Origin of the sequence: Litorivita sp. NS0012-18, assembly GCF_040371945.1 — a bacterium.
In the GTDB taxonomy this organism is placed as follows: Bacteria; Pseudomonadota; Alphaproteobacteria; order Rhodobacterales; family Rhodobacteraceae; genus Litorivita.
The window spans coordinates 1,890,151-1,909,358 of the sequence record NZ_BAABWS010000001.1 but is presented as its reverse complement, the minus strand read 5'-3'; the positions used below and the strand labels follow the sequence as shown (position 1 = coordinate 1,909,358).

Below are 19,208 nucleotides of genomic sequence, written 5' to 3'. Positions count from 1 at the left end.
GTGGTAAACCGCTCACCGGCTCGGGTCCAGACGCTTGCACCCTTGACCCTGCCGCCACCAGATACGAAGTATAGAAGAACATTGTTGAAAAGGGGGTCGATATGACCGGACTACGTAAATTGGGCAGCGTATCAGCCCTCGCATTATTGATGACGCCCGCGGCCGCATTTGCCGATGTCACAGCCCAGCAAGTCTGGAGCGACTGGCAGGAGTATTTCAAGAACTTCGGCTACACAGTTGACGGCAGCGAAAGCACATCGGGCGACACATTGACCGTGTCCGGTGCCGTGATGGCGATGGAACTGCCCGAGGGCGCAGGGTCGTTCAAGATCGAACTTGGCGACGTCGCGCTGCGCAATCTTGGCGACGGGCGGGTGTCGGTTGATTTTGCCGATAGCATCCCGATGACCGGCACGGTGATCACTGAGCCGGGTAAGACGGTCGATTATGCGGTCAGCTATCTGATGAACGGTTTCACAATGATCGCCTCGGGCGATGCCAGCGCGCTGAGCTATGATTACTCGGCCGATGATGTGAACCTGCGCCTGGACTCGGTTACCGTGGACGGCAAACCGGTCGAGTTTGGCGAGGCCACGGCAAAGCTGTCGGGTATTGAAGGCACCTCGAAGATGACCATTGGCGCCGGCCGCTCCATCGACCAGCGTGTGAGCGCGAAAAGCCTGTCCTATACCGCCGATATCGCCCTTCCGGACTCCAAGGATGCGCAGTTTACAGCGAAAGGCGGCATCAAATCTTTGACCTTTGAAGGCACGGGCCGGTATCCCGGAGAGGTCGACGTGATGAACCTGTCAAAGCTCCTTGCCAGCGGCTTTGCCTTTGACGGCGTCTTCTCCTACCTCGACGGAGCGGCGCAGATGACGGTCAAAGAGGCCTCGGGCGCGACCTTCGAGAGCACATCGCAATCGCAAAGCGGCACGCTTGCCGTGTCGATGGACGAAAAAGCCCTGAGCTATGAAGGCACGGCCAAGGGCGGCCAAAGCTCGATGCTGTCCTCGAACTTCCCGATGCCGATCGATATCAGCTTTGCCGAAGGTGGCTTCAAGCTCGTGATGCCCACGACGCCGTCTGACGAGGCCCGCGATGCGGCGATCATGATCAACATGTCTGACTTTACCATGTCCGACATGATTTGGGGCCTGTTCGACCCGACGGGCAAATTGCCCCGTGATCCGGCCACGCTTTTGGTCGATGTGAGCAGCAAGGTGAAGCTCTTCGCCAATATCTTCGACCCCGATGCAATGAAGGGCTTTACCGGTCCCGTCGGCGAGCCGCAAAGCGTGACGATCAATGCGCTGCGGCTCGATATTGCGGGCGCGGAATTGACCGGCGAGGGCGATTTCACCTTTGACAAGACCGATATGACCAGCTTTCCAGGCATGCCCGCACCCGAAGGCGCACTTGATCTGAACCTGACGGGGGCGAATGGCCTTCTCGACAATCTGACCGCCATCGGGGTTTTGCCTGCCGACAAAGCCATGGGCGCGCGGATGATGATGGGGCTGTTTGCCGTTCCTGGCGAGGGCGCGGATACGCTCAAATCCAAGATCGAGATCAACGATCAGGGCCATGTTTTGGCCAATGGCCAGCGTTTGAAATAGGCCGCTCGCCCGATCTTTACCCCTTGGAAGGGCCGCGCGGTTATCTGTTGCGCGGCCCTTGCCATGCCCACCGCCCTGCCCTTGCATAAGGGCGGCCTGCGGTCTACCTCCCTTTGAGCCTTATGCGGAGACCCCTCAATGACCCTGCCCCTTGACGATCTTGCCCACGCCTTGCTCGACGCCGCCCGCCGCGCGGGCGCGGATGAGGCCGATGCCATGGCCTATGCGGGCGATTCCATCAGCATCGACGTGCGGGCGGGGGTGCTCGAACATGCCGAGCGCTCGGAGGGCACCGATATCGGGCTACGGGTATTCGTCGGCCAGCGTCAAGCCTGCGTGTCCTCGTCGGACAGCTCCGAGGCGACGCTCAAGATCATGGCAGAACGCGCCGTGGCCATGGCCAAAGAGGCCCCCGAAGACCCGCATATCGGATTGGCCAGCGGCGATCAGTTGGCCCGCAATTGGGACGCCGAGGCGCTTGAGCTTTGCGATCCGGCCGATGAGCCCTCGCCTGCCGAGCTTGAAGCCGATGCGCGCGCCGTCGAGCAGGCCGCTTTGGCGGTGGAGGGGATCACGCAGATGGACAGCGCCGCCGCCGGATATGGCCGCACCTCGGTCCATATCGCCGCCAGCAACGGATTTTCGGGCGGCTACACGCGCAGCGAACGCCACCTTTACGGCGTGGCGATTGCGGGCACCGGCACCGGCATGGAGCGCGACAGCGATGGCGACAGCCGGATTTTTGCGTCCCAACTGCGCTCGGCGCAGGACATCGGCGAAAAGGCTGCCGCCCGCGCCTTGGAGCGCATCGGCGCGCGCCGCCCGCCCACCGGCAGCTTTCCCGTGCTCTATGACGAGCGGATTTCCTCTTCGCTGATCGGCCATCTTTTGTCCGCCGCCAACGGCAGCGCGATTGCGCGCGGCGCCTCGTGGCTGCGCGATGATCTGGGCACGCAGGTTTTGCCGAGCGGCCTGTCGGTGATCGAGGACCCGCACCGCGTCGGCATTCGCGCCTCGCGGCCTTTTGACGCCGAAGGCCTGCCCACTGCCAAACGCGCCGTGGTCAAGGACGGCGTTTTGATGGGATGGACGCTCGATCTGGCCACCGCGCGCAAATTGGACATGACGCCCACGGGCAATGCCATGCGCGGGCCGAGCGCCCCGCCGCATCCAGGCACCTATAATATCGCCCTCACGCAGGGCGAGGCCAGCCGCGCGGATTTGATCCGCGATATGGGCACGGGCCTTTTGGTCACCTCGATGATCGGCGCGACGATCAATCCCAACACGGGCGATTATTCGCGCGGCGCGGCAGGGTTTTGGATCGAGAATGGCGAAATCGCCTATCCGGTCAATGAATGCACCATCGCGGGAAATCTGCGCGACATGCTGCGCGGCATGATCCCCGCCAATGATGCGCGCGGGTATCTGTCGACGGTGGTGCCCTCGCTCTTGGTCGAAGGAATGACCCTTGCCGGAGACTGACCTCAGCCTTTTGGAAAACGCCGCCCGCGCGGCTGGCGAGATCGCGCTGCGCTATGCGGGCGGGGCGGCGCAGTCGTGGGACAAACCGGACGGCGCAGGGCCGGTGACCGAGGCCGATCTGGCGGTCAACGAGATGCTGAAATCAGATTTGCGCGCGGCGCGGCAAGATTACGGTTGGCTGTCCGAAGAATGCGAAGACGACGAGGACCGCCTTGCCGCCGAGCGGGTGTTCATCATCGACCCCATCGACGGCACGCGCAGTTTTATGAAGGGCGACGACACTTGGGCGCATGCTCTGGCGATTGCCGAGCGCGGCGAAGTCATTGCGGCCGCTGTCTATTTGCCTGTGCTCGACCGGATGTATCTGGCCGCCAAGGGTCAAGGCGCAACATTGAATGGCGAAGCTTTGACAGCCTCGGCGCGGCGCGATCTGTCCGGTGCGCGGGTTCTAGCGGCCAAGCCCAGCTATGACGGCAGCAACTGGCGCGACGGGGTGCCGGATTTGAGCCGCCATTACCGGCCGTCTCTGGCCTTTCGCATGAGCCTTGTAGCACAGGGGCGGTTTGACGCCATGCTCGCCCTGCGCGGCAGTTGGGAATGGGATATCGCGGCGGGCGACCTGATTGGCCGCGAAGCGGGGGCGCGCACCTCCGATCGCACCGGCGCGCCGCTGATCTTTAACAATGCGCGGCCATTGCTCAACGGCGTGGTCTCTGCAGGGCCGAACATTCACGGCGCCTTGATTGATGCCTTGGCGCAGGACGGCCCGCAGGGCGGCGAGATCGCGCCGAAGTATTCCTAGCCGCGATACCGCGTCACAAAATTGCGCAAAATACGCTCGGGCGCGGTGACATCGGCGGCGCGGCACATGGCGATCAAGGCCCCCGCCTCTTCGGGGCGAAAATACCCCTTATGTTTGTAGATATTGATCCGCGTTTCGAAGCCTGCGGCGTCGGCTTCGGGGTGGAATTGCGTGGCATAGACGTTTTGCTTGTGGCGAAACATCTGGATCGGGCAACTGGGCGCTTCGACCAGATGCACACAATCGGGCGGTAGGGCCTGCGCGGCTTCCTTGTGGCCGACAAAGGCCGCAAACCGGTCGGGCACACCGCGCAGCAAAGGGTCGGCGCGCCCCGCGTCGGTCAGGCGGCAATCGGCGGTGCCCACCGGCTCGCCATAGCGCGCCTTGCTGACCTCGCCGCCTAGGTGATGGCCCAAAATACCAATGCCATAGCAACAGCCCAAAAACGGAATATCGCGCGCGGTGATTTCGGGCATGAGCGAGAGAACCTCGGCCTCGATCTTGGCCTCGATTTCGGTTTTGTCTTGCGGCGCATCCGACACGCAACCGGGACCGCCGCCGACAATCACCCCTGCGAAATCCGCCGGATCAAGCGTTTCGGGAAGGGTTTCGCGGTCTAAACACAGACGCAGAACCTCGTCTTCACGCAGGCCCGGTTTGCGCAAGATAGCGGCAAATTCATCGTCCGACGCCTCGATCTCCGGCCTCAATTGCAAGATCAAAAACGGTCTACCCAAAAGTCCTCTCCCGCGTGTCGCCGCGCGCCGCCCGCACGCGGGAGGCAGCGTTAATAGTGCGCATCTTCACCGCGCATTCATTCTTGGTCGTGCAAACAGAACCCCTATCACAACCTTGACGCTGGCGCGCGGTCGGATACCCTGCGCTCGCACGGACCGGAAAAGGATTTTCCCTATGACACAACGGCTCCATCTCGTTTTCGGCGGCGAACTGGTCGATCCTTCGGGAACCACGTTCAAGAACGTCGATGATATCCATATCGTCGGAATGTTTCCCGATTATGCCTCGGCCTATGACGCGTGGAAATCCGAAGCGCAACGCACCGTCGACAATGCCCATATGCGCTATTTTCTGGCCCATATCCACCGGCTGCACGATGAAAATTCCGAAGCCTCCCCGACCGCAGTAATCGATTAACGACCCCAATGGCGCGCTCGCTCAGTCTTAAGGCCTATCTGGCTCTTGCCACACGCGCGCCGCAGCGCCCCGACCCGATCACCACCGCGCGCCCAGCCGGAGAGGTGATCTGGGCACATGCGACCGGTCCGGACAAAGCCGCCGCCGTGATCCAGCTCTATCACCGGCTCAAATTGCAGCGGCCCGACCTGACGCTTTTGCTGACGACACCCGAAGACATGCCCGCGCCGGATCATTTGCGGGGCGCGATGATATGGCAAGCGGTGCCCGCCGACTACCTCGACCATGTGCAGCAGTTTTTGTCCCACTGGCAGCCTGACATCTGCCTTTGGACCGGCGGGCAGTTGCGCCCCGCTTTGATCACGCAAGCCGCCGAAGAGGACATACCGATGATCCTGCTTGATGCGGAGGAAAGCGGTTTTGAGGAGGCGCGATGGCGGTGGCTTCCGGATATGAGCCGCGCGCTTTTGGGCCTGTTCAGCGCCTATTTCGCCACCAATGCCAATGCCGCGCAGCGCCTGCGCCGTTTTGGCGTGCCCGAAGATGAAATCGAGGTCACCGGCCCGCTGCAACAAGGTGGCACCGCCCTGCAATGCAACGAGGCCGAGCGCGAAGAGATGGCGCAAGACCTCGCAGGGCGGCCCGTCTGGCTTGCGGCGATGGTGCAAATGGGCGAGCTCGCGATCATTGCGAATGCACACCGGCGCGCCTCGCGCTATGCGCCGCGCTTCTTGCTCATCCTTGTGCCCGATAACGAAGAAGACGGGCCCGAAATGCTGCGCCAGTTGCGTGCCGATGGATGGCGGGTTGCGGTGTGGTCCGACGGAGAAATGCCCACCGAGACCACGCAAATCCTGCTCGCCGATACGCGCGGCGAAATGGGGCTTTGGTATCGCCTTGCGCCGATCACCTTCATGGCAAGCTCATTAATTGGCCAAGCCGGCGGGCGTGATCCATACGAGCCTGCCGCCCTCGGCTCGGCGGTTCTTTACGGGCCGAACATCAGCCGCTATCTGGGGGCCTATTCGCGCTTTGCCGCCCAAGGCGCGGCGCGGATCGTGCGCGATGCGGATACGCTGGCCGCCGCGCTCGGCCGCTTGATCGCCCCTGATCAGGCCGCCTCTATGGCGACGGCCGCGTGGAGCGTGGCAACCGAAGGCGCGGAGGTGACCGACCAAGTGCTCGATCTGGTCCAAGATACGCTTGATTTGATGGAGGCCGGATAATGCGCGCGCCGCTGTTTTGGTATACGCGCCCCGAGCGCCCGACATGGCAGGCACGGCTTTTGGCGCCGCTTGGCTGGCTCTACGGCGCGCTGACCGCGCGCAGACTGGCCAACGGCAGCGAAGCGCGCCTCGATGTGCCGGTGATCTGTATCGGCAACATCAATGCAGGCGGCACCGGCAAAACCCCGACCGCGATATTCATGCTGCAATACCTGCAAGCGCGCGGATACACCCCGCATATCGTCTCGCGCGGGTATGGCGGATCACTGGACGGGCCGGTCCGCGTTGATCCGCTCAAACACCGCGCGGGCGAGACCGGAGACGAGCCGCTCCTTCTGGCCGCTTTCGCCCCCACATGGGTCGCCAAAGACCGCGCGGAGGGCGCCCGCACCGCACAAGCGGACGGCGCAGATATCATCTTGCTCGACGACGGTTTCCAAAACCCGAGCCTGCACAAAGACCTCTCGATTGTCGTGGTCGATGCGGCCAAAGGCTTTGGCAACGGCCGCTGCCTGCCTGCTGGACCGCTGCGCGAGCCGGTCAGCGAGGGGATCACCCGCGCCGATTTGCTTCTGTCGCTGGGCGCAGAAGAGACGCAGGCAACCTTCGCGCGCACATGGTCCGACCAAATCACCGTCCCCCATCTGACCGGCGCGGCGCGCCCGCTCGAAACCGGCATGGATTGGGCCGATACAGGCGTTCTGGCCTTTGCCGGTATTGCACATCCCGAAAAATTCTTTGCGACCCTGCGCGGCCTTGGCGCAACCTTGCTGCGCGCTGAGGCGCTGGACGATCACCAACCGCTGACCCCCGCGCTCATGGCGCGGCTGGAAGGCGAGGCCAAACTGCTCGGCGCTCAAATGGTCACCACCGAGAAAGACGCGGTGCGCCTGCCCGATGCCTTCCGCCAAAAGGTGCTTACCCTGCCCGTGCGCCTCGAGATCAACGACACCGCGGCTTTGGACGCGGCTTTGGCGACCATCGCGCCAAACCGCTAAACACCCGCGACGGGGCGGGGCGAGGCGGGGCGCAAGGCTTTTTCTTGGCAGAAATACTTCCGCCGGAGGCTCCCCAAATCCGCCACATCGCCCACCCTCGCGGCAAGTGTGCGGCCGCTCAGCCGTTGTCTTCGCCAAGCTTCGGGCTGGGCCGGTGCAGGGCAAGATCGGCGCCGGAAAACCGAAACGGTGCGCGCACGCCAGGGATGCCGTCCAATTCGATCTGCATTGCGCGCGCCTTCACATGCGGGTCGGCAAACACATCATCCATCCGGTTGATCGGCCCCGCAGGCACGCCTTCGGCCTCGCAGGCCGCGAGCAACTCGCTGCGGGTAAAGCCCATGCAAGCCTCGGCCAAACGGCGCGTCATCTCTTCGCGGTTGGCGATGCGGTCCTGATTGGTCAAAAATTCAGGCGCTTCGGCCATCTCGCCCAAGCCCAGCAGGCGGCACAGCCGTTGGTATTGCGGATCATTTCCCGTGGCGATGATGATATGCCCGTCTTTGACTTCGAAGGTTTGATAGGGCGTCAGATTGGGGTGGTAGTTTCCGGTCCGCCCTGGCGGCGTTCCGGTGGTCAGGTAATTCATCGCCTGATTGGCGGTCACCGATACCGCCGTATCGAACAGGGACATATCGATATGCTGCCCCTGCCCGCTCGCGCCGCGTTGATGCAACGCCGCCAAAATCGCCGTGGCCGAGTAGATACCGGTAAACAGATCAGTCACCGCCACGCCCGCACGCTGAGGCGCGCCGTCCGGCTCGCCGGTGATCGACATCAGCCCCGACATGCCTTGGATGATGTAATCATACCCCGCGCGGTGGGCGTAGGGGCCCGTCTGCCCGAAGCCGGTGATCGAGCAATAGATCAGCGCAGGGTTCACGGCGCTCAAACTGTCGTAATCCAGCCCGTATTTCGCCAATCCGCCGACCTTGAAATTCTCGATCAAGATATCGGCATCCTTGACCAATTCGCGCATCTGCGCTTGGCCCTCGGGGGTTGCGATATCGATCGTGATGCTGGATTTGCCGCGATTGCACGAATGGAAATATGAGGCGCTTTTGTCGCCCTCGCGCTCGACAAAGGGCGGCCCCCAGCGGCGCGTGTCATCCCCTTGCGGCGCTTCGATCTTGATGACCTCGGCGCCCAGATCGGCAAGGGTCTGCCCCGCCCAAGGGCCCGCCAGAATGCGGGCCAGTTCGATGACTTTGACCCCCGCCAATGGGGCCGGTTTTGCGCCGCTCATCAGCCTTCCAACTTCCCGTCGATCAAGGTCTTGAGCGCATCAAAGCTCAGGTCCGATTGCTTTTCGCCATCCACAATCAGGGTCGGAGTACCGGTGATGTCATCGGCCTCGCCGTTCTTTTGGTACCATGTCACCAATGCCTGCGCCTTGTCGCCATCTTCGAGGCATTGCGTCACCGTCGCCTCGTCCAATCCGGCAATCACGCCGATTTTGCGTAAGGCATTGGCGATCGTCACCGGATCGCCGCCGCCGACCCAATCTTTTTGCTGCTCGTAAAGCAGATCGGCAATGCCAAAGAAACGCATCCCGTCGCCGCAACGCGCCACCATCGCCGCCCAAAGCCCGAAGCGGTCGAAATAGACATCACGGTAGATGAAATGAACCTTGCCAGTATCGACATATTCGGCCTTGAATTGCTTGAACACCGACTTGTGGAAATTGGCGCAATGCGGGCAGGTAAAGCTGGCGTATTCGATCACCGTCACGGGTGCATCCGGATCGCCGAGGGTCATTTCCTGAATGCCGGAGGTGTCGATTTGCGCGCCGTCATCGGCGGCATTGGCCGCGCCAAGCGGGTTCGGCGGTGTGCCCGCCCCGCGCCCGTTCAGGCCGATCCAGCCGCCAAGCCCTGCCACAATAGCCGCACTGGCGGCGCCGATCATCATCGTTCTTCGGTTCATCAAGAAACCCTTTCTAGCGTTTCGTCTTGGATAGAATATTCCGGCCCAGCGCTTCAAGCGCCAAGCGTAGTTTGTCATCCCCGACCGGCGCGGCAAGGCTTTGCGCTTGCGCGACAACTTCGGGTTTCGGCTCCGGTTTTGACGTGGATTTGGGTCGGTAGGTAAATTCTGCCTGCCCTTCGGAAAACCCCGTCGGCGCAGTTTGCGTGATGCGCAGGCGCGAGATGGCGTTATAGCCATAAACGCTGTTCACCTTGGCGCGAATTTGCTCTTTTTGCATCTCCAGCATCGGCGCATGGGGGCCGGTGGTCAAAAGACTGAGCGTTGCGCCGAAACCTTGGCGGCCATACTTCACATCAACGGGCCGCGCGATGGCGGCGATATCTTCGCCGACGATTTCGGGCCAATGGGTCAAAAGGCGCGTCACCGCAAACCCACGGCTCTCGCCTGCTTTGCGGATACGCTCCTGCAAAAGGCTGGAGGTCTGTTTAAAACCTCGCGTGGTGGGTTTGCGCCCTGCGGCCATGACTTGAATCCTAGGTGTTTAAGCTATTCTAGTGGCTTGCGAGCGGCAAAACAGCCCCGAAACGCTTTAGAGGCATAAAGATTGCGTGACATGGTAAAGAGCAGCCCCAAACCGGCCGATATGAGCGATGCGCTGCTGGCGTGGTATGACGTGCACGCGCGAGATTTGCCATGGCGCATCCCGCCTGCCTCCTTGCGGGGGGGGCAGCGGCCCGACCCCTACCGCATCTGGCTGTCCGAAGTCATGCTGCAACAAACCACTGTAGCGGCGGTAAAGGATTATTTCACCCGCTTTACAGCCCGATGGCCCCGCATCGAGGATCTGGCCGCCGCCGAGGATGGCGAGGTCATGGGCGAATGGGCGGGGCTTGGCTATTACGCCCGTGCGCGCAACCTGCTCAAATGCGCCCGTGTGGTGACGGCGGATCACGGCGGGCAGTTCCCTGATGATCATGCCGCCTTGCTCAAACTGCCGGGCATCGGGCCATATACCGCCGCCGCGATTTCCGCGATTGCCTTTGACGCGCAGCAGACGGTTCTGGACGGCAATGTCGAAAGGGTGATGGCGCGGCTTTACGATATTCACAAGCCGCTCCCCGCCGCAAAGCCCGAATTGATGGCGCGCGCGGCGGCGCTCACCCCGCCGCAGCGCTGCGGCGATTACGCCCAAGCTGTGATGGATTTGGGCGCGACGATCTGCACGCCGAAATCGCCCGCTTGTGGCATTTGCCCGTGGCGCGATCCTTGCGCGGCGCGCAAGGCGGGCTCCGCGGCGCAGCTTCCCAAGAAGACCCCCAAAAAGCCCAAGCCCGTGCGGCTTGGCGTGGCCTATATCGGGCGGCGCGCGGATGGCGCCTATCTGCTGGAGCGCCGCCCCGACACGGGGCTTTTGGGGGGAATGCTCGGCTGGCCCGGTGCGCCATGGGGCGAGATCTTCGCCCAAGCCCCGCCCGCGCAGGCCGACTGGCGCGCCCTGCCCGAAGAGGCGCGCCACACATTTACGCATTTTCACCTGCGCCTCGCGGTGCAGGTCGCCGATTTGCCGATGGACGCCGCCCCCGAACAGGGGGAGTTTGTCGCGGCGCATGACTTTCGCCCCTCGGACCTGCCCACGGTGATGCGCAAGGCATTTGATCTTGCGCAAGGCGCCTTTGCCGATAGACTTTCGCTTGGCCGCTTGAGTGACCGAAATGGATAGGACCTGATGATCCCCGCCTCTGCCCTTCGCCGATTTCGCAATGCCGCGCCGTTCTGGCTCTCGCTGGGATTGGTGCCCATGGCGTGGATCGGCGCGACGCAGGGCGGGTGGACGGTGTTGCTTTTGCCCGCGTCGGGGTGGTGGCTGTTTACGCTGCTCGACGCGCTGACGGGTTTGAACCTTGAAAACGCCGATCCGCAAACCGAGACCGAAGACCTGTTTTGGTATCGCGCCATTACGATGATCTGGTTTCCCGTGCAATTTGTGACGGTGTTCGGGCTCATCTATTACGTTGCCCACACCGACCAATTGAGCGCGCTCGAAATGGGAGTTTTGTTCTTTGGCGTCGGGGTGATTTCCGGCTCGATCGGGATCGTCTATAGCCACGAGCTTTTGCACCAGAAAAACAATCTGGAGCGTTGGCTGGGCGATCTGCTTTTGTCGATGGTGCTCTATTCACATTTCCGCTCCGAACATTTGCTGGTCCACCATCTGCATGTGGCCACCCCGCGCGATGCGGTGACCGCACGCTACAACGAGGGGTTTCACCGTTTCTTTTTCCGCGTTCTACGCGACTGCCCGCGCTCGGCGTGGGAGGCAGAAACTTCGATGTTGGCGCGGCGCGGCGCGGGGGTGTTCAGCCGCAAAAACCCGTTCTGGCGCTATGCGCTTTTGCAAGTCCTTATGCTCGGATTGGCGGTGCTGCTTGGCGGGTGGCTCGGCCTTGCGCTCTTCTTATGGCAAGCGTTGTCGGCGGTCTGGCAATTGGAGCTGACCAACTATGTCGAACATTACGGGTTAACCCGTCGGTATCTGGGGGGCGGCAAGTTTGAGCACGTCAAACCGCATCATTCGTGGAATGCGGCGCATCGGGCGTCGAATTGGCTGCTGATCAATCTTCAGCGCCATTCGGACCACCATTACAAACCCGACCGACGTTTCCCGCTTTTGCAAAATTACGAGGCCGACGAGGCGCCGCAATTGCCGTTTGGATATCCTTTGATGGCCTCTGTTGCGATGCTCCCGCCGCTGTGGCGGCGCGTGATGAACCCGCGCGTGCGTGCGTGGCGCAAACAGCATTACCCCGACATCACCGATTGGATGCCCTATAAGATCGGCCGTCACGAGGCTTGATGAACCCGCCTTTCGGCGTCCCAACAAAAAAGCCCCGCCAATGAAGGCGAGGCAAGTAGGTGCCGCCGCCAAGGCCGCAAGCACCGGCGGTGTTCCCAAGAACAACTCCGATAAAACTATGTGTGAATGTGCGGGCGGTTAGCCCATTTCGGCGCGGATTTGTTGGCGCAGGATGTCAATTGGCACGTTTTTACCGTCCCGCTTGAAGCACCAATAGGTCCAGCCGTTACAGCTTGGCGCGCCTTCGAGTTTCGCGCCGACCTGATGGATCGAGCCTTTGACATCATCGCCGACCAGCGTGCCATCGGCGCGCACTTTGGCTTTGTGACGGCCATTCATCGACAACAACTCCTCACCGGGGCGCAGCATGCCGCGTTCGACCAATTGGCCAAAGGGCACGCGCGGTTCGGCACGTTTGGAGGCCGAGACCTGCAAAGCCTCGCGGTCGAATTTGCGGGTATTTTCGATGCGTTTTTGCGCCACTTTGCGGTAGGCTTGCTCGCGCTCGATCCCGATGAATTCACGGCCCAGCATTTTCGCCACCGCACCCGTGGTGCCTGTGCCAAAGAACGGGTCAAGCACCACATCGCCAGGGTTGGTCGACCCGACCAGAACGCGGTGCAACAGGCTTTCGGGCTTTTGCGTGGGATGAGCCTTTTCGCCGTTCTCATCCTTGATCCGCTCGCCGCCGTTACAAATCGGCAAAACCCAATCCGAACGCATCTGAATACCCTCGTTGAGCGATTTCAGCGCCTCGTAATTGAAGGTGTATTTGCCGCCCTCCTGTTTGGAGGCCCAGATCATCGTCTCATGCGCATTGGTGAACCGCTTGCCGCGGAAATTCGGCATCGGGTTGGATTTGCGCCACACGACATCATTGAGGATCCAATATCCAGCGTCCTGCAAGGCGGCGCCTACGCGGAAGATATTGTGATAAGAGCCAATCACCCAGATCGCGCCATTCGGCTTGAGGATACGCCGCGCAGCCTTGAGCCAGTCGCGGGTAAATTTGTCATAGGCAGCAAAAGACGAGAATTGATCCCAATGGTCATCCACCGCATCCACACGCGAATTGTCAGGGCGGTGAAGGTCGCCTTTGAGCTGTAGATTATAGGGGGGATCAGCGAAGATGAGATCGATTGAATTCTCCGGCAGGGAATTCATCACCTCGATGCAATCGCCATCAAGAATCGTGTTGAGAGGGAGCGCGGATGCACTCTTTGCTTGGGTCATAGTCTTCATTTCTGCCTCTGGTCCCGGCGCAATTGGTTGCGCTCTTTGGTTGAGGTCAGGATGAGTCAAAGACGATTCGCGGTCAAATTCTTTTTTGAATCAATCACTTAGTTTTTTGTGTTGATACAACATATTGTGGACGGGCTTGAACGAACGTCTATGGTGTGGGGTCACCCCTAGATTTTCGAGCGCCAACCTGTGGCTTTTTGACGGGTATCCGGCGTTGGTGTCCCATCCATAACCAGGGAACTGTTGCGCCAAATCCCACATGATGTGGTCGCGCCTTATTTTGGCCATAATCGAGGCCGCCGAAATCGACACAGAGCGCGCATCGCCCTTGATGATCGCCTCGCTTGAATAGCCCTGCGCCGCGAGGCCGCGCGGGATCATATTGCCGTCGATCAACAGTTGGTCGGGACGGCGCGACAATCCGGCAACCGCGCGCTCCATCGCCAGATGCGAGGCGCGCAGGATGTTCAACTCGTCGATCTCCTCGACCGAAGCATGCGCGATGCTGACCTCGGCCCGCTCCATGATTTGCGCAAAGAGCGCTTCGCGCCGTTTGGCCGATAGCTTTTTGGAATCGTTGAGCCCTTCGGGAATATCATCGGGGTTGAGGATCACGGCGGCGGCGCTGACCGGACCGGCCAATGGGCCGCGCCCGACCTCGTCCACACCGGCGACAATGCGATACCCGCGCTGATGTGCGGCGGTCTCATGGCTGTAATCGGGGGCTGTTTTTTGTGCTGTGCTCATATCCCCGTCAAAGCGCAGGGCGCAATGCATGGCAAGAGGGCACGCATAAAAAGAGAGGGGGCCCATGTCCAAAGCCCCCTCTCCACCCGCCTGCGGCCTATGGCGCCGCTCTGCTCAACGGCGGGCGATCCGGTAGCCGCGTGCATTGAGGCAGCGCTCGCCATAGATCAAACGATCCGGCCCTCGGCTGCGCTCGACACGGGTGATGCAGGTTTGCGGCAAACGCGAGGCGTGGCGGAAATTGCGCTCGAGGCAGCGCGCGCCAAACCCGTTGAGCGTGCCGCGATTGGTCGGCAAGGACACGCGGCATTCGCGCGGCAAGAGGTTTCCCATCACCACGGGCGGCAAGGGGCGCGGGATAATCTTGTGGGGTCTGTCATCATGGCGACCACCGTAATTGCCTCTCCCATGTCCATAGCCGCGCTCACGCTCGCGGCGCGCGCGCTCTTCTTCACGCTCACGTTCGCGAGCACGGGCGCGCTCCTCTTCGCGGTGGCGGCGCATGATCTCTTCGCGCGAAGGTCCGGTTTGACGCGTCACGGTTTCGCGGTCACGGCGGCTGTTCTCGATGGCTTTGCCGAGGATAAACAGAGCGGTGATCCCCGCCACGGCGCGCATGGCGTCACGCTCGTCGGCGCGGGCCGGAACCGCCGACAGGGTCGAGATGGCAATCGAAGCGGCGAGAATGCCGGAAATAAACTTGCGGGACATAGGGTTGTCCTTTCGTGTTGCGCGCATCTGCGCTTGAACCAAAGTGCCGAGGCGCCCGTTGGATCAGGCAAGACGGCGGTGATGCTCAAACGATGGCGCGCGGCGGCAAAGACAGGCAATAACGCGGCATGGTTATCCGATAGCAGCCCGTTTTCGCGGGCGGCGCGCGGCATGGATATTGAATAACCGTGCGGCGGCGCGCAGAGTGCAGCCCATGATGACACATATTTTCACCCCCCTGCGCCAAGGCGCCCTGCGCGCGGCGATGGTGCTTGGCCTCGCTCTTGGTCTTGCGCTGCCAATCGCCCCCGCCGCACGGGCCGCCGATTGCTATGCCGATTATAAGGCCAAGCAAGACGCGCCCCTAAAGCTGCACTATGGCGTGCTGGCCCTGAACGGGGCCTGCACCAAATCCGACGCGACCGAAGAGGCCGCCAAACGGCTCAAGCAAAACGGATGGACCTTGCTACAGGTCCTGTCGGTGTTCGATGCCACGCAATTGGACCAAAGGAAGACCAATGCCGGACCATACTACCTCCGCTTCTGAGGCGCGCCGCTCCGGCAGCCGCATCGTTTACGGCGGGATCGCGGCGATTGCTATGGCCTTGATCGCGGCAGCGGCGGTTCTGTTCGCCGCCCTGCCCAGCGCCAATGCCTTCAACGCGCGGGTCGAGCGGTTGTTTGTCGAGAACACCGATCTGACCGCGCAGGCCGAGATCAAGCTGTTGGAGATCCTCGCCCAATCGGGCACCGCCTTTTCCGACACGCTCGCAGGCTATCGCATGGTGATTTTTGTGTTGATGCTCTTTGCCGCCGCGCTTTTGGTCGCGGCACTGGTATTTTTGGTGATGCTGGTGACGATGAACCGCCGCATGGCGCAAATTGAGCGGTCGGGCATTCAGGTCAGTTCGCTTTTGATCAGCCGCGAGGAAAATACCGTCTACCTCAATAACATGGGGTTCAAGCTTACCCCCGCCGCGATGGAAACCCTGAGCGTTCTGGCCGAGGCGCGGATGGACGACGACGTGATGACCGGCGCCGAAATCGAAGGGGTAATATCAGGGCGGGCCTCATCCGATTGCGAAGAGGCCGCAGGCGCGACCCGCATCAAACGCCTGCGCGATACTTTGGGAAATCAGATGGTCAGCGAGCTTTTGGTCAAAAACATAGCGCGCCGCGGCTATATGCTTTCGGTCGGCAAGGATGTCATTCGAGTGATTTAGCGCCCGGCACAGACCCGCGTATGGCGACCCCGGCAGGATTCGAACCTGCAACCTGCCCCTTAGGAGGGAACCGTTCATAGCGCTATTCCTTTTGTTATTTCTTACTGTTGGGTGTTTGTACAGCGTCGTCCTGTACATGGTTTGTACGAAAACGGGCCCTAATGTCGGCCTCGTCGGTCTCTGCGTGGGCATAAATCCGCATAGGCAAATTGGGGTCAGACCAGCGGCCAGCCTTGGCTGCAGTGACTGGGTCTACACCCTGGCGTACAACCAGCTCAGTGAAGAAGCCGTGCCGTCCTGCGGGGTGGGCAGAAAGGTACGGGATGCCCGCGCGCTTGCAGATAGTCTTCCAGCGCGTGTTGTAACCTGTCGAGCTGCCATAGCCGAAGATGCGCGCTTTCATCAGCTTGCCGGTCTTCCGGTTCTTTGGGCGCTTCGGTGGAAGCGCGAGCAGCTCTTCCATCATCTGAGGCGAAACAGTGATCCAGCTTTCCGGATGTCCCTTCTGGGCCTTTACCCGAACTTTGTTTTCGTGTCGCCTTAGATCGTCTGGCTCCAATGATACGGCCTGATCAATTCGCGCAGCCGTCTCAAACATAAAACGGACCAGCGCGGCGTTGTACGGATCGGCCGCACGGCAAAACGCCTCGATCCATTCCTTGTCAGCCGGTGTGCGCTCGACGCGGCTCAGCTTTCCTCGTCGCTTATCCTGAGCGATCCGCTCGAACTTGTCGTAGGGTTTCACGCGGATCAGAGGCGTTCCCTCGAGCTCATGCGCGTTGTTGATCACTGCACTCGCAGGCGTCACGATTTCACGCCACCAGGTATCGGTCGACGCTTTGGGTTTCAGTTTCGGCCCAAGGCTCTTTAGTAAAGCACCGGAAATTGCGCTCAACGACAGGTCGCCGATTGCTTCGACAATCGGGATCAACTGCTTCGCTGCTTTTGGGGACGCGTTGTAGAGCATGATTGCATCGGAGAACGTCTTGCTCGGTTCGTCGCCCACAACGTAGCGACGGATCTGACGTTCGGTCTCATCGTTTATCCAGTCCCGTGCGCCCTCTTCTGTAGATGCCTTAGTGCTTCGCCGGTATGGGCCGGCGATTGGCCTGCCGTTGTATTCAATCCACCCCTTGGCCCAGTAGACACGGCCCCTCTTGTAAATTTGGAGCGGCATGACTGGCCTCCTTCAAAAATCGTATCAATCTGCGCGGGCGTGATGAGCATGGTCCGCCCAAGGCGATAGAATGCGCCCGTCTCATTGGCGCGTTCGCGCAAGGTGCGTTCTGAAATATCGATCCCCATCCCGGCCATGACTTCGACCCATTGGGCGGGCGTCTTCCCAAGCCCCAAGATCTGAGAGCTGTCTGAATAGTTGGTCTCTGCCATTTCAGTCGTCCTTGTCCGCTTAAGTTGAATCGGCGACACGCATGGAATCGCTTGTTCTGCACCTTCTGACGTGGTCAGATGTGATTAAATGTAAATGTTCGTCATTTTTTGCAAAGTTCGCGAATTTCGGCGAAGTAGTCAATTGGAAAATTCAGATGCCGCAGAAACCTGCTGATCTTTTTGCTGCAATGGGTGCTCGTCTCACCATTGCTCGCAATGAAATCGGCTTCTCACAAGCGGCCATGGCCGAAGCTATCGGTGTCTCACCGCGCGCGTATCACAGCTACGAAAAGGGCCAGCGAGGAATGCCTGTAGAAGCCTTGGTCGCGATGGGTGAGCGGTTCGAGGTGGACGTACCCTGGCTACTTCTGGGCACCAAATCCATTCGGGCGGGGCATGATTTCGATGCCCTCAAACACATCGAAAGCTCACTGGATCAGCACCTCACCGAAGAGGGCATAAAGATCAAAAGCGAAAAGCGCGGGGCCATCGTGGCTCGTTGGTATCAATCGCATGTCGAAGGTCGTGAAGTGACGGATGATGACGTGCACACATGGATCGAGTTGGTAAGGGAGTAATCTGGTGAACAAGGCAAGCAAACGCTGGAACATGTTGCGGCATTCGGTCTTGGAGCGCACTCGCCGTGAGGTGATTGAACCCTTTGGGCCGCTTTACCTGATCTTTCTGGGAACCAGCGTGTTCTACCTGATTGGCTTGGGTCGACTATCACTGGCACAACAGACCGCAGAATACTCAGTTTTGGCCACCATCATGATTTTCGCAATCGGTGCAGCTGGATTGGCACTTCCATTTTTGACAGGTGCGGTGCTGACCCTTCGCGCAGCCGATCGAAAACTGGAACGCCTCCAACGCGGGTGATCCGATGGCCTTTGGTATTTTCATCCATCGCAGCGACTCGATTTACGACGACATTCCCTCGGAGCGGTATCAGTTTCCCAAGCAATACCTCTCGCGTGCCCAACAGTGCGAAGGGGATTGGATCGTCTACCTAGAGCCAAGCAAGGTCAAAGAGACCAAAGGCTATTTTGCTGTCGCCAAGGTCCAGGAGATCATTCCGGATCCTAGGAAGCAGGACATGTTCTTGGCGGTGATCGAGCCGGGAACGTATCTTGATTTCGGCGACCCTGTTTCATTCCGGGACGAGAATTCAATCGTCGAAAGAGGATTGCTGAACGATCAAGGCAAGATATCCGGACGCGCGCAAGCCGCGGTAAGAACCCTTGCAGCTGAAGACTTTGCCCGAATAGTTGAACGTGGTCTTGGACGGGATGAGGACATCCTGCCTCGCGTGGGCGACACGATGCAGATGCCAGGTTTTCAGGACGCACAAACACCTTTCCAACACATGCCCGCACGAGAACGCGTCAACCAGCTTACCAATCGCGCGGTTCGGGATCGTAATTTCCGAAAGAACGTCCTGCGCGCCTATGGCGAGCGCTGCGCAATAACTGGTTTACGTCTCATCAACGGCGGTGGCCGAGCTGAAGTGGAAGCCGCTCATATCAGACCGGTAGAGCATGACGGCCCCGACATCGTCAGCAACGGGCTCGCCTTGTCTGGAACAGCGCATTGGATGTTTGATCGCGGCCTCGTTGGGTTGGCAGACGACCTAACTATTCTGGTTTCCCGCCAGAGCAACGATATCGAAGCCGTGACATCGATGATCAACTCATCCGGCAAGATCTTGGTGCCGGATCGCCTCGCCAACCGGCCAAGGACTGAGTTTGTAACCTGGCACAGAGAGAATTGTTTTAAGCAGTGATGGCCCACTGATTTCCGGGCTTTTACATATAGATGATAGGTGGAG

Annotated in this window: 21 protein-coding genes; 13 read left to right on the top strand and 8 right to left on the bottom strand. The window is 60.5% G+C overall.

Annotated elements, in window-relative coordinates:
• The first annotated feature begins 101 nt into the window (after positions 1-101).
• The 3 genes from ABWV64_RS09175 to ABWV64_RS09165 all read left to right on the top strand — a co-directional run bounded on the left by ABWV64_RS09175 (position 102) and on the right by ABWV64_RS09165 (position 3,906).
• Positions 102-1,619 (top strand): DUF2125 domain-containing protein, encoded by a 1,518-nt coding sequence (locus ABWV64_RS09175; protein ID WP_353344281.1) that lies wholly within the window; start codon positions 102-104, stop codon positions 1,617-1,619.
• A 138-nt stretch (positions 1,620-1,757) separates the two neighbouring features.
• Complete coding sequence (locus ABWV64_RS09170; RefSeq protein WP_353344279.1) at positions 1,758-3,104, top strand: TldD/PmbA family protein; 1,347 nt, start codon at positions 1,758-1,760, stop codon at positions 3,102-3,104.
• Complete coding sequence (locus ABWV64_RS09165) at positions 3,091-3,906, top strand: inositol monophosphatase family protein (protein WP_353344277.1); 816 nt, start codon at positions 3,091-3,093, stop codon at positions 3,904-3,906. The genes ABWV64_RS09170 and ABWV64_RS09165 overlap by 14 nt, the downstream gene beginning before the upstream one ends.
• Here ABWV64_RS09165 and ABWV64_RS09160 read toward each other — a convergent pair.
• Complete coding sequence (locus ABWV64_RS09160) at positions 3,903-4,643, bottom strand: glutamine amidotransferase (protein ID WP_353344275.1); 741 nt, start codon at positions 4,641-4,643, stop codon at positions 3,903-3,905. The genes ABWV64_RS09165 and ABWV64_RS09160 overlap by 4 nt on opposite strands.
• 175 nt (positions 4,644-4,818) lie before the next feature.
• Between ABWV64_RS09160 and ABWV64_RS09155 the strand changes: the two genes are divergently transcribed.
• Genes ABWV64_RS09155 through lpxK form a run of 3 tightly spaced genes read left to right on the top strand, consistent with a single transcriptional unit; the run spans position 4,819 to position 7,285 of the window.
• Entirely contained in the window at positions 4,819-5,061 is a 243-nt protein-coding gene (locus tag ABWV64_RS09155; protein ID WP_353344273.1) for a DUF4170 domain-containing protein, read from the top strand.
• Between the two features lie 8 nt (positions 5,062-5,069).
• Positions 5,070-6,287 carry a 3-deoxy-D-manno-octulosonic acid transferase gene (locus ABWV64_RS09150; RefSeq protein WP_353344271.1) on the top strand — a complete coding sequence of 406 codons (1,218 nt, stop codon included), beginning with the start codon at positions 5,070-5,072 and terminating at the stop codon, positions 6,285-6,287.
• Positions 6,287-7,285 carry a tetraacyldisaccharide 4'-kinase gene (gene lpxK / locus ABWV64_RS09145; RefSeq protein ID WP_353344269.1) on the top strand — a complete coding sequence of 333 codons (999 nt, stop codon included), beginning with the start codon at positions 6,287-6,289 and terminating at the stop codon, positions 7,283-7,285. The genes ABWV64_RS09150 and lpxK overlap by 1 nt, the downstream gene beginning before the upstream one ends.
• 118 nt (positions 7,286-7,403) lie before the next feature.
• Here the strand turns inward: lpxK and ABWV64_RS09140 are convergent, their stop codons facing one another.
• Genes ABWV64_RS09140 through ABWV64_RS09130 form a run of 3 tightly spaced genes read right to left on the bottom strand, consistent with a single transcriptional unit; the run spans position 7,404 to position 9,737 of the window.
• A complete protein-coding gene (locus ABWV64_RS09140; RefSeq protein WP_353344267.1) occupies positions 7,404-8,531 on the bottom strand; it encodes a CaiB/BaiF CoA transferase family protein in 1,128 nt (375 codons plus the stop codon).
• Positions 8,531-9,211 (bottom strand): DsbA family protein, encoded by a 681-nt coding sequence (locus tag ABWV64_RS09135; RefSeq protein ID WP_353344265.1) that lies wholly within the window; start codon positions 9,209-9,211, stop codon positions 8,531-8,533. The genes ABWV64_RS09140 and ABWV64_RS09135 overlap by 1 nt, the downstream gene beginning before the upstream one ends.
• Before the next feature lie 13 nt (positions 9,212-9,224).
• Positions 9,225-9,737, bottom strand: a complete 513-nt coding sequence (locus tag ABWV64_RS09130) for a DUF721 domain-containing protein (RefSeq protein ID WP_353344263.1) — start codon at positions 9,735-9,737, stop codon at positions 9,225-9,227.
• 90 nt (positions 9,738-9,827) lie between these two features.
• On the opposite strand from ABWV64_RS09130, the gene mutY reads away from it, so the two are divergent.
• Positions 9,828-10,934, top strand: a complete 1,107-nt coding sequence (gene mutY, locus ABWV64_RS09125) for an A/G-specific adenine glycosylase (RefSeq protein WP_353344261.1) — start codon at positions 9,828-9,830, stop codon at positions 10,932-10,934.
• Between the two features lie 6 nt (positions 10,935-10,940).
• Positions 10,941-12,068: an alkane 1-monooxygenase gene (locus tag ABWV64_RS09120; protein WP_353344259.1), complete on the top strand. Its 1,128-nt coding sequence runs from the start codon at positions 10,941-10,943 to the stop codon at positions 12,066-12,068.
• Positions 12,069-12,206: 138 nt separating this feature from the next.
• On the opposite strand, the gene ABWV64_RS09115 is transcribed toward ABWV64_RS09120, so the two are convergent.
• The 3 genes from ABWV64_RS09115 to ABWV64_RS09105 all read right to left on the bottom strand — a co-directional run bounded on the left by ABWV64_RS09115 (position 12,207) and on the right by ABWV64_RS09105 (position 14,768).
• Positions 12,207-13,310: a site-specific DNA-methyltransferase gene (locus tag ABWV64_RS09115; protein WP_353344257.1), complete on the bottom strand. Its 1,104-nt coding sequence runs from the start codon at positions 13,308-13,310 to the stop codon at positions 12,207-12,209.
• A 90-nt stretch (positions 13,311-13,400) separates the two neighbouring features.
• A complete protein-coding gene (gene rnhB / locus ABWV64_RS09110; RefSeq protein ID WP_353344255.1) occupies positions 13,401-14,057 on the bottom strand; it encodes a ribonuclease HII in 657 nt (218 codons plus the stop codon).
• A 114-nt stretch (positions 14,058-14,171) separates the two neighbouring features.
• Positions 14,172-14,768: a hypothetical protein gene (locus ABWV64_RS09105; protein WP_353344253.1), complete on the bottom strand. Its 597-nt coding sequence runs from the start codon at positions 14,766-14,768 to the stop codon at positions 14,172-14,174.
• Between the two features lie 217 nt (positions 14,769-14,985).
• On the opposite strand from ABWV64_RS09105, the gene ABWV64_RS09100 reads away from it, so the two are divergent.
• Positions 14,986-15,315 carry a hypothetical protein gene (locus ABWV64_RS09100; protein WP_502902642.1) on the top strand — a complete coding sequence of 110 codons (330 nt, stop codon included), beginning with the start codon at positions 14,986-14,988 and terminating at the stop codon, positions 15,313-15,315.
• On the top strand, positions 15,287-15,991 hold the full coding sequence (locus ABWV64_RS09095; RefSeq protein ID WP_353344251.1) for a winged helix-turn-helix domain-containing protein: 705 nt from the start codon (positions 15,287-15,289) through the stop codon (positions 15,989-15,991). Before ABWV64_RS09100 ends, ABWV64_RS09095 begins: the two co-directional genes overlap by 29 nt.
• A 94-nt stretch (positions 15,992-16,085) precedes the next feature.
• Here the strand turns inward: ABWV64_RS09095 and ABWV64_RS09090 are convergent, their stop codons facing one another.
• Positions 16,086-17,168, bottom strand: coding sequence for a tyrosine-type recombinase/integrase (locus ABWV64_RS09090; RefSeq protein WP_353344249.1), 1,083 nt, complete (start codon positions 17,166-17,168; stop codon positions 16,086-16,088).
• A gap of 253 nt (positions 17,169-17,421) precedes the next feature.
• Here ABWV64_RS09090 and ABWV64_RS09085 point away from each other — a divergent pair, with 253 nt between their 5' ends.
• The 3 genes from ABWV64_RS09085 to ABWV64_RS09075 are packed head-to-tail and all read left to right on the top strand — an operon-like array spanning position 17,422 to position 19,163.
• Positions 17,422-17,958: a helix-turn-helix domain-containing protein gene (locus ABWV64_RS09085; RefSeq protein WP_353344247.1), complete on the top strand. Its 537-nt coding sequence runs from the start codon at positions 17,422-17,424 to the stop codon at positions 17,956-17,958.
• A gap of 4 nt (positions 17,959-17,962) precedes the next feature.
• On the top strand, positions 17,963-18,259 hold the full coding sequence (locus ABWV64_RS09080) for a hypothetical protein (RefSeq protein WP_353344245.1): 297 nt from the start codon (positions 17,963-17,965) through the stop codon (positions 18,257-18,259).
• A gap of 4 nt (positions 18,260-18,263) precedes the next feature.
• Complete coding sequence (locus tag ABWV64_RS09075; RefSeq protein WP_353344243.1) at positions 18,264-19,163, top strand: HNH endonuclease; 900 nt, start codon at positions 18,264-18,266, stop codon at positions 19,161-19,163.
• Positions 19,164-19,208: the final 45 nt, after the last annotated feature.

What these genes read in the sequence shown, in the direction of transcription:
- ABWV64_RS09175 (WP_353344281.1), top strand. Translation starts at nt 102, where the DNA reads ATGACCGGACTACGTAAATTGGGCAGCGTATCAGCCCTCGCATTATTG.
- ABWV64_RS09170 (WP_353344279.1), top strand. Translation starts at nt 1,758, where the DNA reads ATGACCCTGCCCCTTGACGATCTTGCCCACGCCTTGCTCGACGCCGCC.
- ABWV64_RS09155 (WP_353344273.1), top strand. Translation starts at nt 4,819, where the DNA reads ATGACACAACGGCTCCATCTCGTTTTCGGCGGCGAACTGGTCGATCCT.
- ABWV64_RS09150 (WP_353344271.1), top strand. Translation starts at nt 5,070, where the DNA reads ATGGCGCGCTCGCTCAGTCTTAAGGCCTATCTGGCTCTTGCCACACGC.
- lpxK (WP_353344269.1), top strand. Translation starts at nt 6,287, where the DNA reads ATGCGCGCGCCGCTGTTTTGGTATACGCGCCCCGAGCGCCCGACATGG.
- ABWV64_RS09140 (WP_353344267.1), bottom strand. Translation starts at nt 8,531, where the DNA reads ATGAGCGGCGCAAAACCGGCCCCATTGGCGGGGGTCAAAGTCATCGAA.
- ABWV64_RS09135 (WP_353344265.1), bottom strand. Translation starts at nt 9,211, where the DNA reads ATGAACCGAAGAACGATGATGATCGGCGCCGCCAGTGCGGCTATTGTG.
- ABWV64_RS09130 (WP_353344263.1), bottom strand. Translation starts at nt 9,737, where the DNA reads ATGGCCGCAGGGCGCAAACCCACCACGCGAGGTTTTAAACAGACCTCC.
- mutY (WP_353344261.1), top strand. Translation starts at nt 9,828, where the DNA reads ATGGTAAAGAGCAGCCCCAAACCGGCCGATATGAGCGATGCGCTGCTG.
- ABWV64_RS09120 (WP_353344259.1), top strand. Translation starts at nt 10,941, where the DNA reads ATGATCCCCGCCTCTGCCCTTCGCCGATTTCGCAATGCCGCGCCGTTC.
- ABWV64_RS09115 (WP_353344257.1), bottom strand. Translation starts at nt 13,310, where the DNA reads ATGAAGACTATGACCCAAGCAAAGAGTGCATCCGCGCTCCCTCTCAAC.
- rnhB (WP_353344255.1), bottom strand. Translation starts at nt 14,057, where the DNA reads ATGAGCACAGCACAAAAAACAGCCCCCGATTACAGCCATGAGACCGCC.
- ABWV64_RS09105 (WP_353344253.1), bottom strand. Translation starts at nt 14,768, where the DNA reads ATGTCCCGCAAGTTTATTTCCGGCATTCTCGCCGCTTCGATTGCCATC.
- ABWV64_RS09100 (WP_502902642.1), top strand. Translation starts at nt 14,986, where the DNA reads ATGACACATATTTTCACCCCCCTGCGCCAAGGCGCCCTGCGCGCGGCG.
- ABWV64_RS09095 (WP_353344251.1), top strand. Translation starts at nt 15,287, where the DNA reads ATGCCGGACCATACTACCTCCGCTTCTGAGGCGCGCCGCTCCGGCAGC.
- ABWV64_RS09090 (WP_353344249.1), bottom strand. Translation starts at nt 17,168, where the DNA reads ATGCCGCTCCAAATTTACAAGAGGGGCCGTGTCTACTGGGCCAAGGGG.
- ABWV64_RS09085 (WP_353344247.1), top strand. Translation starts at nt 17,422, where the DNA reads ATGGAATCGCTTGTTCTGCACCTTCTGACGTGGTCAGATGTGATTAAA.
- ABWV64_RS09075 (WP_353344243.1), top strand. Translation starts at nt 18,264, where the DNA reads ATGGCCTTTGGTATTTTCATCCATCGCAGCGACTCGATTTACGACGAC.